Consider the following 13,198-nt stretch of genomic DNA (forward strand, 5'->3'; position numbering starts at 1 on the left):
GCGGAAGACTGACCGTCCCCGGTCATGGCGTACCGGGGTCGTGGGAGGCCGAGTGCTCGCCGCCCTTGGGCGGATCGCCGCCGTCGTCGCCGCCCGCCGCAAGCCATCCGCCCAGCGCCACCGCGACCAGGGCGGCCAGTGTGACGGCCGCCACCTTGAGCCGGCGGCGGCGCAGCGCGCCCGCGACGGCGGGGTGGCGGGCCGAGCCCGCCCGGCGCTGGCCGTGCACCCGGGGGGCGCGGGCGGTGCCGTGGGCGCCGCCCGCGAGCTCGTCCGGGCTGGGCACCCGCATGCTGGTGTGGGTCTCGCGGCTGGAGTCCGGCACCGCACCGGGGACCAGCGGCACCGCGCCGCGCCGCCGCGGGGGCGTCTGGGCGGGCCCGGGGGCGGGGACCGCGACGCCGCGGTGCGGGGTCTCCGCGGCCCGGCTCTCCCGCTCGGCCTCCCGCCGCTCATCGGACTCGTCCGGCTCGTCGATGTCCAGCGGCGGATACCCGGCCAGGCTGGGCAGCACCTCGCGCAGCCGGGCGGCCAGCTCGGAGGCGCGCAGCCGGGAGGCGGGCGCCTTGGCCAGGCACTGGAGGAGCGGCTGCCACAGCTCGTCGGGGATTCCGGGCAGCGGCGCCACGGTCTCGGTGACATGCCGGCGCAGGATCGCGCCCGGGTGGCCGCCGCCGAACGGCGTGAACCCGGCCAGCAGCTCGTAGAGGACCGTCGCGAGGGCGTACACATCCACGCTGGCCCGGGGCGGCAGCCCCTCGACGATCTCGGGGGCGAGATAGTCCGGGGTGCCGATCACACTGCGCGGGTTCGGCGAGCGGCCCGGGGACGAGGCCCGGTCGCGGGCCGGCTGGGCGCGGATCGGGGTCGGCTCGTCGACCAGGCGGGCGATGCCGAAGTCGGTGAGCAGGGCGGGGTGCGCACCGCCGGGGCCGAGCGGGCCCGCCATGTCCAGCAGCACGTTCTCCGGTTTGACGTCGTGGTGCACGACCCCGGCGGCGTGCGCGGCGGCCAGCGCGTCGGCGATGTCCGCCGCGATCGCGACGGCGGCCTCGGGGGCCAGCCGGCGCTCATGGTCGAGACGGGTGCGCAGATCCGTACCGCGGATCAGGTCCATGACCAGCGCCAGATCATTGCCGTCGACCACCAGGTCGCGCACCCCGACCACCCGCGGGTGGTCGAGGCCGAGCAGTGCCGTGCGCTCCTGGACGAAGCGCTCCACGAGCTCCTGGTCGGAGGAGAGGTCCTCACGCAGAAGCTTGATGGCGACGGGTCCCTCGGGGCCCTCGCCCAGCCACACCGTGCCGGCGCTGCCGCGCCCGAGGAGCTGATGCGCGGCGTACCGACTGCCGATCTTCCGTGACAAGACTGCTCCGAATCCTCCGACAAGGGGGGCACGTTGGCGACAAAGCTACGCGGCTACTGGCGCGTTGGGTGCACCGGACGACGCCAACTGTCACTTCTGCGGCGGAAAAACCCTTCGGATGTCGACAAATCACCCTGGTCGTGAGGGAGAAGCGGCCCGGCCCCGGCGCACTTTCGATGCGCCGGGGCCGGTGAGCCGCCGGTTTTCCCGGGGGCGGTCGGGCCGGTCAGCCGCCGGGATGGTCAGGGGGCGGCCGGGTCGGTGAGCCGCCGGTTACCCCGGGGGGCCGGTCGGGCCGGTCAGCCGCCGCGCTTGCCCGGAGCCGGTCCGGTCGGTCAGCTCGGGCCGCCGAGGTCGGAGATCCAGCCCTTGACGTCGTTGATCCAGCCGGTGACGGCGTCCCAGTAGCTCTGGCCCTCGGCGATCCAGTCCTTGAGCGGGGTCAGCTCCCAGACCAGCCAGGAGGCGACGACCAGGATCACGATCACGAACAGGCAGCCCTTGAGGCACCCCAGACCCGGGATCTTCATCCGGTTGGGGTTGGAGTCGCGCTGCCGGGGCTCCCGGCGCGGCTCCGGCTGCTGCGGCGGCGGGGCGTAGCGCTGCGGCTGGGGCTGCTGGGGGTGGTGCGGCGCCGGGGCGTACTGCTGCGGCTGCTGCTGGGCGTACGGCGGTGGCTGCTGGCGGCCCCGCGGGCGCTGGGGCGGCTGCTGGGGCTGCTGGTACTGCTGCGGTTGCTGCTGCTGGTACTGCTGCGGCGCGGGGCGGTGGGGGCGGCGGCGCAGCGGGTCCTGGCTCGGGTCGAGGTACTGGACCTGGGTCTGCTCATTGCGGTCCCGGGCCGCGCGCAGCTGGCTCTGCCAGGGGTGCGGATCGTCCTGGCCGGGCGGTACGGGCGGCATGGCGCGCGTCGGATCGGCGCCGCCGGCCGGTCCGGAACCGGCGGGCAGCACCTGGGTGGGATCGGCGTTCGCCCCGGTGGTGGGCATCACATTGGTGGGCGCCGCCGGGTCGTACGCGGGGGCGCCGCCCGGCGCGTTCGTGGGCAGCACCTGGGTCGGGTCGGCCGAGCCCGCGGGCGCGGTGTCCGGGACCGGGGCGGGCGCCGGGTCCGGGGCGAGCAGCGCGGCGACACCGAGCGCCGCCTCGGCCTGCGCGGCTGAGGCGTGCACCCCGACACCGGCCGCGACCACGCGCAGCGCCTGGGCCAGGTTCTCGGCGCTGGGCCGCTCCTCGGGCCGCTTGCGCAGACAGCGCTCTATGACCGTCCACAGCGGCTCGGGCACGGTCGAGGGGCGGCGCGGCTCTTCGCTGAGGTGGCGGTGGAGCACCTCCAGGGAGGTGTTCCCGGCGAACGGCGGACGGCCGGTGACCAGCTCGTAGAGCATGATGCCCGCGCCATAGATGTCCACCGCGGAGGTCTGCGGACGGCCCTCGGCGGACTCCGGCGCCACATAGGCGGGGGTGCCGACGAACTCCTGGGTGCGGGTGAGGCCGGGCGAGTCGGCGAGGCGCGCGATGCCGAAGTCCGTCAGCATCGGGTGCATCTCCTCGCCCTCGCCGGTGCCCGCGAGCAGCACGTTGGCGGGCTTGAGGTCGCGGTGCACGACGCCGTCGGCGTGGCTGGCGGCGAGCGCGTCGGCGATCTGGGCGGTGAGGAGGGAGGCGGCGACGGGGGTGAACGGGCCGTTGCTGCGCAGGTAGTTGTGCAGATCCGGGCCGTCGACCAGGTCCATGACCAGGGCCAGCAGATCGCCCTCGACCACCAGGTCACGGGTGCGGACGATATTGGGGTGGGTCAGCCGGAGCAGCACCGAGCGCTCGCGGAGGAAGCGCATCACGATCTCCGCGTCGTTCGCGAGCTCCTCCTTGAGGACCTTGATCGCGACGGTCTCGCCGGGCTGCCCGGCCACGGCGGCCTCGGCCCCCGCCGCCTCCCGCTGGCGGGCTCGCCAGACGGTGCCCGTGGCTCCGCGCCCGAGCGGCTCCTCGAGCAGGTACTTGCTGCCTACCGGCCGCACGTCATGCGCTCCCTGATCGTGGTCTTACATCGGTGGTCTGCGATGGTCTGCGATGGTCTGCTGGGTGGATCAGCTGCGTGAGTCAGCTTGATGGTCTGTGTGTGGTGCTCGTTCCGCCCCACTGTAATGGGGACACCCGGCGAGCCCTATCCGATCACCATCCGATCACGACAGGCGGTCCGCGCGGGGGAAGACGTGGGAATCGGACGGATGGTTGCCGGTGGGGCCCGGGGAGCGGGCGGGACAGCCGGCCGGGCAGGGGGCGGGACAGCCGGCCGGGCAGGGGTCCGGGCCCCTCGATCGGGCGCCGCCGGGCGCCTCACGGAGATCGCGCGGGCGTGCCTCACGGGCATTTCGCAGGCGTGCCTCACGGGCATCTCGGAGGCGTCTCTCGAGACTCTCTCAGGCGTCTCTCGGGCGTCTCTCGGGCGCCTGACGAACATCTCGCGGGCGCTCTGACGAACATCTCGCGGGCCCATCGTGGCCGTTCTCTCGGGCGTCTCAAGAGCGGCCGTTCCGGTCGTAATCAGCCAGTTTCGGCCGACCAGCCGACCAATCAAGATCATGTAAGGCCGGGCGGCGGGCGAAGTGTCGGCGGCAGGTGCGAAGATGCAGGCGGCACGGAAGCGCCGAGCGCCGGGGGACTCACGCTCCGTGACCCGTACGACCCCGTACGGACCTGTACGTGCCGAAGGGCCTGGGGGCGGCGGTGGGGGTCGGCACCCTGCCCGGCCCCCCGGACAGAAGGGACCGTTGACGGCGATGCAGATTCGGCTGACCGTCCTCGGGCCGCGCAGCGCCCACCCGGGCCGTTCCGGCCACCATCCTGCGCCCGCGTCCGCCCCGCGCGCCCCCTTGGGCGCGGTGGACGTCCTGGTCACCGCTCCCGTCGGCACGGCCCTCGCCTCGGTGGCCGGCGGGCTCGCCGACGCGGTCGCCGCGGCCGGGTACGAGGCGGGGGGCGGCAGCGGTGGGGGCGGCGGCGCGGTGGTGCTGTACGCGGGGGGCGAGCGGCTGGACCCACAGCGCTGTGCGCTCGGCGAGCCGCCGCTGGTGGACGGCGCGGTGCTCTCCCTGCACGGCCCGGCCGACCCCGACACCGGCCACTACCCCGGCTATCCCGGCTATCCCGGCCTTCCCGAGGCCGCCGTCGCCGACGCCACGGTCCATCTGGACGTGGTCGCGGGGCCCGACGCGGGCGGCGTCCACCTGCTGCACGGCGGCCAGGTCCGCATCGGCCGCTCCGCCGACGCGGACGTCCCCCTGGACGACCCCGACGTCTCCCGGCTGCACTGCGCGGTGACGGTCGCCGAGGACGGCCGCGCGACCATCGCCGACCTCGGCTCGACCAACGGCACCGCCGCCGACGGCGTCTCCGTGGGCGCCCAGCCGGTGCCGCTGGAGCCGGGGGCGCTGCTGCGGATCGGCGAATCCGCCCTGCGGCTGCGCGTCCCCTCGGCGGCGTCCGCGTTCCCGTCGGCCCCCACCCGCCTCCCCGTCCACGCCGATGGGGAGGGCCACCTCCGGGTCGCCCCCACGGAGGGCCCGGCCACGGCCCGCCCCGGTCACGGTCCGGCCGGGACTCGCCCCACCCACCCGGATGACCCCGCCACGGGCCGCTCCACCCACGCGGAAGGCCCCTGGACAGGCGCCCCGCCGTCCTCCGCGCCCACCCACACCGCCCAGGGCACCTGGACGCCCCCCAACCGCAACCCCGGCACCGGGTGGACCCGGGTCCCCCAGGCGGGGGACCCGCCCGGCCCCGGAACGGGCCTCGCCTCGGGGGCGTCCGGCCCCGAAGGCGCGTACGACCGGCGGGACGACGGCGGCTGGGGGCCCAGCGGCGGCTCGTCCGCCGGGCCCGCCCACCCGACCGGCCACGGCGACCGGCCCACGGGCGACGGCCCGCGCCCCGCGCCGGGCACCCCGGGCGGTCACGGGCCGGGCCGCGCCCAGGACGTACGGGACGTACGGGACGTACGGGACGTACGGGACGACTGGAGGGCCAGCGCCCCGGCGGGCCCCGGCGGCGCGGGGGCCGACGGGCGGCGGAGCCACGGCACGCCCGAGGACCCGCGCCACGGCGGCCCCGCAGCGGACACCGGCCGCCGTGGTGCCCCGCCGCGCGGCGGGGACGGTCCGCGGTACTCGGCCACCGACGACCCGCGGTACGACGACCCATCCACCGCCCGCACCCGACGCAACACCGCCCCACAGGCCGGAGCGGCTGGGCGCGCCCCCGCGGGGCAGCCCGCGCGAGGCGGGGAGGAACCGTGGGCGCGCGGCGGACAGGGCGGCCGAGCGGCCGACGCCGCCCCGGACCACCGGCACACTCCCCGTGAAGCCACCGGAGCCCCGGCCGGCCCTGGCGGCTCGCCTTACGGCGGCCCGGCCGCAGGCCACAGCGGACAGAGCGAGAGCGACGCGGACTCCGGTCGGCAGCCCCGCCCCGGGACGGGCTACGGCAACGCCGCGCGTGGCGGGCAGCCGCGTGGCCAAGGGCACGGCGAACCGGCCGAGCGCGCCTATCCCGGCGGTCAGCCGGGCGCCACACCGCACGGCGGCCCGCAGGCCGGAGGCACGGTCTACGACAACGCCTCGCGCGGCGGGGCTCCCGCCGGCCCCTCGTACGACAGCACGGCCGCAGGCCACGCCCGACAGAGCGAGGGCGGCGCGGGCCACGGCCCCGCCCAGCGTGGCGGCCAGCCGCACGGCCAGGGCCCGCACGGACCCTCGGCCATCGGCAAGCCCGCCGACCCGGGCCCCGGGCGCCCGTCGTACGACGCCCCCTCCGCTGTCCCCGGACAGCGCACCCCCTACCCCAGTCACCAGCCCGGCGCCGGACGACGCGGCGAACAGCGGACCACCGACGCGGGCCCCGGCGGCTCCTCGTACGACGACACGGCCGGCGGCGTGGGCTCCGCCCGCGCGGGGGCCGGCTACGGCGGGGCTCCCGACCCCGGACAGCGCGGCGAGTCGGCCGGGCGTGCGTACCCCGACGGCCGGTCGGTTACCAGCCCGCACGGCGGCCCGCAGACCGCAGGCGCGGGCTACGGTGGCGCTTCCGCCGCCGCCGGGCCGTCCGGCGGCTGGCCGGAGACCCGGGGCGCGGGACAGGGCGGAACCGGACAACGCGGCGGAGACACGGGACAGCGCGGCGAGTCGGCCGGGCGTGCGTACCCCGACGGCCGGTCGGATACCAGCCCGCACGGCGGCCCGCAGACCGCAGGCGCGGGCTACGGTGGCGCTTCCGCCGCCGCCGGGCCGTCCGGCGGCTGGCCGGAGACCCGGGGCGCGGGACAGGGCGGAACCGGACAACGCGGCGGGGACACCGGACAGGGCGGAAGCGGACCGCTGCGTGGGGGTGATCGCACGCATGTGGGGACCTATGCGCTGGACGCGCCGGGGGCGCAGGCGCGGCGGCGGGGGATAGGGGCCTGGGTGCGGCAGCTGGCCGGGGGGAAGGCGGCCGAACGGGGCGAGCCGAGGGAGGACGGCGGCGCGCGGGACGCGGCGGTGCGGGCGGCCGCGGAGGCGGAGGCATTGCAGCGGCGGTGGCCGGACCCGGCCACCGTGCTGATGACGGCGCTGGGGCCGGGTCCCCGGTTGTGGGAGCGCGCCCATGAGCACCCGGACGCGCTCGCCGTGCGGCTCGGCTCGGCCGACCGGCTGGCGGCCGGCGGCGGGCTGCTGCCCGCCGCGCCCGTCACCGTCGACCTGCGGCAGAGCGGATCGCTGGGGCTGGCCGGGCCACGGGCGCGGGTGGCCGGACTCGTCCGGTCCGTCGTGGCGCAGCTGGCGGCCCTGCACTCACCGGCCGCCCTGGAGATCGTGCTGATCAGCCGCGAGGAGCGGCTGGCGGAGTGGTCGTGGCTCGGCTGGCTGCCGCACCTCAAGCCGTTGCGCGGGCAGGACTGCCGGCTGCTGCTCGCGTACGACGTCGAGCAGGCCACGGCCCGTACGGCCGAGCTGACCCGGCGGCTGGAGGACGGGCCGCTGGGCCCCGGCTGGGCGAGCGCCTCCCCGGCCGCCGCGGCGGCCGCGGCCGCGCGCCACTCCGGGCCGTACACCGTGGTGGTCGTGGACGGCGCCCCTGGTCCGGCCGCGCTGGACGACACGCTCGCCCGGCTGGCGGTGAGCGGCCCGGCGGCCGGAATCCATCTGCTCTGTCTGGCCGAGGCGCCCGCCGCGTCGCCCACCTCCCCGCTGCCCAGGAGCTATGCGGCCGCGTGCGCCGCCTCCGCGCCCTTCGCGGCGTGCGGAGTGGCGGCCGTGCTGAGCGGCGATGTGGCCACGGGGCTACAGATCGTCCACGGGGACGGGCCCGCGCCCGGCGGCACCGGAGTCACCGGAGCCACCAGCGCGCCCGGCGCCACCGGGGTCATCGGTGCGACCGGCGCGACCGGCGCCACCACGACCGTGACCGTGGACGCGGTGTCGGCGGCGTGGGCCGAGCGGTTCGCGCGGGCGCTCGCGCCCCTGCGCCCGGCCACCGCCGGGCACGGCGGCGCGTCCGGCGGCTCCGGCGGCCCGCCGACCGTCCCGCTGCCGGACTCGGCGCGACTGCTGGACGAGTTGGGGCTCGCGCGGGCCACGCCCGCGTCGCTGATGGCCCGTTGGGCGGCCGCGGCGGACGAGGTCCCGGCGGGTGGCCGGGCGCTGGCGGTGCTCGGCGCCGGGCCGCGCGGCCCGCTCTCGGTGGATCTGGCCGCCGACGGGCCGCACGCGCTGATCGACGGCGCGGCGGGCACCGGTAAGACGGAGCTGCTGCGCTCGTTCGCCGCGTCGCTCGCCGCCGCTGAACGGCCGGACCGGCTCGAACTCATCCTCGTAGACGGCGCCGGGGCCGGCACCGGGACCGGCTCCGGGGCCGTAACCGGAACCGGCGCGGGCACCGGCACGGCCACCGGCACCGGCGAGGGGCTGCGGGTGTGCACGGATCTGCCGCATGTCTCGACGCATCTGACGGCCACCGACCCGGTACGGATGCGGGAGTTCGCGCAGGCGCTCAGCTCGGAGCTCAAGCGCCGCGCCGAGCTGCTCGGCCCGCTGGACTTCACCGCATGGCACGCCCGGCACCTCACCGGCGAGGGCGAGGGCCAGGGCGGTCACGGTGACCGCACCGCCGACGCGGGCGGGGTCGCGGGGGCGCCCGGTACCGGTGCGGCCCGCGTGGTCGCGCCCCGGCCGCCCGCCGACATCGACCCTCCGCCGGGCGACACCCTCCGCACGCTCAATCTGCGCGCCCAGCGCACCGCGAGCGCGTCACCCGCCGCCCGTGCCCGTCCCCTCCCCCGTCTCGTCGTCCTCGTCGACGACTTCGACGCGCTGGTGGCCCCGGCTCTCGGCAGTCCCGGCCGCCCGGCGGCCGGTTCGGTCGTCCGCGCCCTGGAGGCGATCGCCCGCGACGGCGCCCGCCTCGGGGTGCACCTGGTCGTGACGTCCGGCCGTCCGGACCGTACGGCGGACACGGCGGCCGTCGAGCGGGCCGGTGTACGGATCGCCCTGGACCCACGCCCCCTGGCCCCAGCACACCCCGCGAGCCCCACACACCCCGCGCACACCCCAGACACCGCACACCCCGCCCACCCCCGTGACCCCGAAAGGCCCCATACCGCCCCCGCCTCATCGACACGCTCGGTCACAACCGCCCCCGCCGCCGCAGCCGCCTCCGGTGGCGACCCGGCTCCGGGCCGTGGGCGGCTGTTCCGCCCGGGTGACGCCGCGGCGACCCCGTTTCAGGCGGGCCGGGTGACCGGACGGATACCGCGCACCGCGACACAGCGGCCCACCGTCGTACCGCTGGAATGGCGGCGGATGGGCGATCCGCCGACCCGCCGGCCGCTGCGTGAGCTGGGCAACGGTCCGACCGACCTGGCGCTTCTGGCCAGTGCGCTCCAGCGCGCCGCGCAGTCGGCGGACGCGCCCACCGCGCCCGCGCTGATCTGACCGCTCCTGACCGGTTCTCGACCGGCGTTCATCACGTTCATCACGGCACGGTCACGATCCGTGAGTGAACGCAGGAGACAGTATTGCCACGTTCGGTGACCGGGCGTAGGACTACTCGCACGGGACACGACCGCACGGGGGCGGTCGGCATCGGAGGGAACACGGGGATGCACGTATCGCTTCCTACGAAGCGTTCGACACGAGCCGCGGTGGCCCTGCTGGCGGCGGGAGCGCTCATGCTCACCGCCGCGGGCTGTGGCGGCGACGACGGAGACACGGTGAGCGGGGGCCCGCCGCCGAACACGGTGGAACTGCCGAACCTGAAGGGGCAGAAACTCCAGGTCACCGCCGTATGGACGGGCACCGAGCAGGAGAACTTCACCAAGGTGCTGGCGGAGTTCGAAAAGCGCACCGGGGCGAAGGTCTCCTTCGTGCCGAGCGGTGACGACATGGCGGGCTTCGTCGGCTCGAAGATCGCGGGCGGCGCGCCGCCGGATGTCGCGATGGTCGGGCAGGTCGGTGTCATGCGCGAGTTCGCCGAGAAGGGCTGGGCCAAGCCGCTCGGCGCCGCCGCGCGGGCCCAGCTGGCCAAGAACTACGCCAAGGGCTGGCAGGACCTCGGCTCGTACGAGGGCAAGCCGTACGGGGTGTACTTCAAGGCCAGCAACAAATCCCTGCTCTGGTACAACACCTCCGCGTTCGACTACGCGGGCGCCAAGGTGCCCAAGACCTGGCGGGAGTTCCTGGCACAGGCCCAGCTGATCTCCGATTCCGGCACCGACGCGGTGGCGATCGGCGGCCAGGACGGCTGGACGCTCACCGACTGGTTCGAGAACGTCTATCTCTCCCAGGCGGGCCCGGAAAAGTACGACCAGCTCGCCCAGCACAAGATCAAGTGGACCGATCCGTCAGTGAAGAAGGCGCTGGAGACGCTCGCCGAGCTGTGGGGCGCCAAGGGCCTGGTCGCCGGCGGCCGCGGCGGTGCGCTTCAGACCGCGTTCCCGGACTCGGTCACCAAGGCGTTCGGCAACAAGGCGGAGCCGGACGCGGGCATGGTCTTCGAGGCCGACTTCGTCGCCGCCAACGTCGCGGACGCGGGCGCGGAGCTGGACCAGGACGCGAAGGTGTTCCCGTTCCCGGCGGTGGGTGACAAGGCGCCGGTGGTGACCGGCGGCGATGTCGGCGTGGCGCTGAAGGACAGCAAGGCGGCGCAGGCGCTGCTCACCTTCCTCGCCTCGCCCGACGCCGCGACCATCTGGGCCCAGTCCGGCGGGTTCATCTCGGCGAACAAAAACGTCAAGTTCAGCGCCTATCCCAATGCTTCGATGCGCAAGATCGCACAGGCGCTGATCGCGGCGGGCAATGACTTCCGGTTCGACATGTCCGACCAGGCTCCCGCGTCCTTCGGCGGCAAGCCGGCCCAGGGCGAATGGAAAGCGCTCCAGGACTTCCTCAAGAACCCGAGGAATGTCGAAGGCATCCAGCGCCAGCTGGAAGCGGATGCCGCCAAGGCGTACCAGAACTGACGACTCGACCGGGAGAACCACATCATGTCGACCGCGACAGCGGACGGCGCGGCCACACCTGGCCGGGCGTCGTCCGCCCCACCGGCAAAGCGACCGACCGCGAAGAGCAAGAAGGGCGTCCTGGGCACCCGGCCCTGGCTGGCGGCGGTGTTCCTGCTGCCCGCCCTGGTGCTGCTCGGGGCGCTCGTCGTCTATCCGATCGGCTACTCCGTCTACCGGAGCTTCTTCGACGCCTCCGGCAACGGCTTCGTCGGCCTGGACAACTACCAGGAGATGTTCTCCGACGACGCCACCAAGACGGCGATCAAGAACAACATCATCTGGCTGATCCTGGCCCCGACGGTCTCCACCGCCCTGGGCCTGATCTTCGCCGTGCTCACCGAACGGGTGCGCTGGGCCACCGCCTTCAAGCTGGTCGTCTTCATGCCGATGGCGATCTCGATGCTGGCGGCGGGCATCATCTTCCGGCTGGTCTACGAACAGGACCCGGACAAGGGCGTGGCCAACGCCATGTGGGTGAGCGTGCACGACTCCTTCAGCGAGTCGCCGCCGTTCCCCGGCGCCCATCCGCGTCCCACCGCCGGACTGACCGAGTCGTCCAACGGCTCGTTCACCACCCGGGACACCGTCCGCGCCGGCAGCCCGGCCGCACTGCCGCTGGTCGCGGCCAAGCGCGATGACATCAGCGGGGCGCAGGACGCCAAGGCCGCCAAGGCCGAGCCGGGGAAGGTGACCGGCACCGTCTGGTTCGACTTCACCCGGGGCGGCGGTGGCGAACAGGGCGTCATCGACAAGGGCGAGAAGGCGATGGCCGACCTCAAGATCGAGGCGGTCAAGGACGGCAAGGTCGTCGCGAAGACGACGACGTCGGCGGACGGTACGTACACCCTTCCCGCCGCGGCCGAGGGCGCCCGGCTGCGGCTGCCCGCCTGGAACTTCTCCGAGCCGTACAACGGGGTGGACTGGCTCGGCCCGTCCATCGTCACCCCGGCCATCATCGGGGCGTACGTCTGGATCTGGGCCGGTTTCGCGATGGTGCTGATCGCGGCGGGGCTCGCCGGGGTGCCGCGTGAGCTGATGGAGGCCGCGCGGATGGACGGCGCCAATGAGTGGCAGGTCTTCCGGCGGATCACCGTGCCGCTGCTGGCGCCGGTGCTCTCGGTCGTCGTCGTCACGCTGATGATCAACGTGATGAAGATCTTCGACCTGGTCTACATCATCGCGCCGGGCCCGTCGCAGGACGACGCCAACGTACTGGCCCTCCAGCTCTTCCAGTCGTCCTTCGGCACCGACGTCAACCAGGGCCTCGGCAGCGCGATCGCCGTGCTGCTGCTGGTGCTCGTCCTGCCCATCATGTTCATCAACATCCGCCGCATCCGAAGGGAGAGCCGCCGATGACCAGCGCGGACACGGTCGTACAGGCGAAGCAGTCCCTGATCGCGCGGATCGCCGCCCGCGCCGGCGGCGGGGCGCTGCGGGTCGTCCTCATCCTGATCGGCCTGCTGTGGCTGATGCCGACCGCCGGACTGCTGCTGTCCTCCCTGCGCGACCCGGCGCAGGTGGACCTCTCGGGGTGGTGGAAGGTCTTCACCGACCCCGGCCAGCTCACCTTCAGCGGCTACGACAACCTGCTGGGCAACCAGCAGATCACCGATTCGCTGTGGACCACGCTCGCGATCACCGTCCCGGCCACGCTGCTGGTCGTGGTGATCGGCGCCCTGGCCGGCTACGCCTTCGCCTGGATGGACTTCCCCGGCCGCGACTGGTGGTTCCTCATCGTGGTCGGCCTGCTGGTGGTCCCCGTCCAGGTCGCGCTGATCCCGGTCGCCAAGCTCTTCGGCGAGATCGGCATCTTCCAGACCACCACCGGCGTGGTGCTCTTCCACACCGCCTTCGGCCTGCCCTTCGCCATCTTCCTGCTGCGGAACTTCTTCGCGGAGATCCCCCGGGAGCTGCTGGAGGCGGCCCGCCTGGACGGCGCGGGCGAACTGCGGCTCTTCGTCCGCGTGGTCCTGCCGCTGGGCGGCCCGGCCATCGCCTCGCTGGGCATCTTCCAGTTCCTGTGGGTCTGGAACGACATGCTGGTCGCCCTGATCTTCGCGGACAGCGGCAACCCGCCGATCACGGTCGCGCTGCAACAGCAGGTCCGGCAGTTCGGCAACAACATCGACATCCTCGGCCCCGGCGCCTTCGTCTCGATGCTCATCCCGCTGGCCGTCTTCTTCGCCTTCCAGCGGCAGTTCGTGCAGGGCGTGATGGCGGGCGCGGTGAAGTAACCGACAGCGTCCGCCCCCTCCCCGGCTACCGGCCCGGCGCCCCTTCGCAAGGAGCGCCGG

At 74.8% G+C, this 13,198-nt stretch carries 6 protein-coding genes; 4 read left to right on the forward strand and 2 right to left on the reverse strand.

What is annotated here, in order from left to right:
• Nucleotides 1-22: 22 nt before the first annotated feature.
• Both N6H00_RS16210 and N6H00_RS16215 read right to left on the reverse strand, forming a co-directional pair.
• A complete protein-coding gene (locus tag N6H00_RS16210; RefSeq protein WP_268972416.1) occupies nucleotides 23-1,366 on the reverse strand; it encodes a serine/threonine-protein kinase in 1,344 nt (447 codons plus the stop codon).
• A 335-nt stretch (nucleotides 1,367-1,701) separates the two neighbouring features.
• Nucleotides 1,702-3,387, reverse strand: coding sequence for a serine/threonine-protein kinase (locus N6H00_RS16215; RefSeq protein ID WP_268972417.1), 1,686 nt, complete (start codon nucleotides 3,385-3,387; stop codon nucleotides 1,702-1,704).
• 762 nt (nucleotides 3,388-4,149) lie between these two features.
• Here N6H00_RS16215 and N6H00_RS40525 point away from each other — a divergent pair.
• From N6H00_RS40525 to N6H00_RS16235, 4 genes are all read left to right on the forward strand, one after another.
• Nucleotides 4,150-9,336: an FHA domain-containing protein gene (locus N6H00_RS40525; protein ID WP_268972418.1), complete on the forward strand. Its 5,187-nt coding sequence runs from the start codon at nucleotides 4,150-4,152 to the stop codon at nucleotides 9,334-9,336.
• Between the two features lie 167 nt (nucleotides 9,337-9,503).
• The gene (locus N6H00_RS16225; RefSeq protein ID WP_268972419.1) at nucleotides 9,504-10,862 is read left to right on the forward strand and encodes an ABC transporter substrate-binding protein; all 1,359 of its coding nucleotides are present in this window, start codon (nucleotides 9,504-9,506) and stop codon (nucleotides 10,860-10,862) included.
• Nucleotides 10,863-10,886: 24 nt separating this feature from the next.
• The gene (locus tag N6H00_RS16230; RefSeq protein WP_268972421.1) at nucleotides 10,887-12,260 is read left to right on the forward strand and encodes a carbohydrate ABC transporter permease; all 1,374 of its coding nucleotides are present in this window, start codon (nucleotides 10,887-10,889) and stop codon (nucleotides 12,258-12,260) included.
• Nucleotides 12,257-13,138, forward strand: coding sequence for a carbohydrate ABC transporter permease (locus tag N6H00_RS16235; protein WP_268972422.1), 882 nt, complete (start codon nucleotides 12,257-12,259; stop codon nucleotides 13,136-13,138). Before N6H00_RS16230 ends, N6H00_RS16235 begins: the two co-directional genes overlap by 4 nt.
• Nucleotides 13,139-13,198 lie beyond the last annotated feature (60 nt).

The organism is Streptomyces sp. S465 (genome assembly GCF_026898115.1).
In the GTDB taxonomy this organism is placed as follows: Bacteria; Actinomycetota; Actinomycetes; order Streptomycetales; family Streptomycetaceae; genus Streptomyces; species Streptomyces luomodiensis.

What these genes read in the sequence shown, in the direction of transcription:
- N6H00_RS16235 (WP_268972422.1), top strand. Translation starts at nt 12,257, where the DNA reads ATGACCAGCGCGGACACGGTCGTACAGGCGAAGCAGTCCCTGATCGCG.
- N6H00_RS40525 (WP_268972418.1), top strand. Translation starts at nt 4,150, where the DNA reads ATGCAGATTCGGCTGACCGTCCTCGGGCCGCGCAGCGCCCACCCGGGC.
- N6H00_RS16230 (WP_268972421.1), top strand. Translation starts at nt 10,887, where the DNA reads ATGTCGACCGCGACAGCGGACGGCGCGGCCACACCTGGCCGGGCGTCG.
- N6H00_RS16225 (WP_268972419.1), top strand. Translation starts at nt 9,504, where the DNA reads ATGCACGTATCGCTTCCTACGAAGCGTTCGACACGAGCCGCGGTGGCC.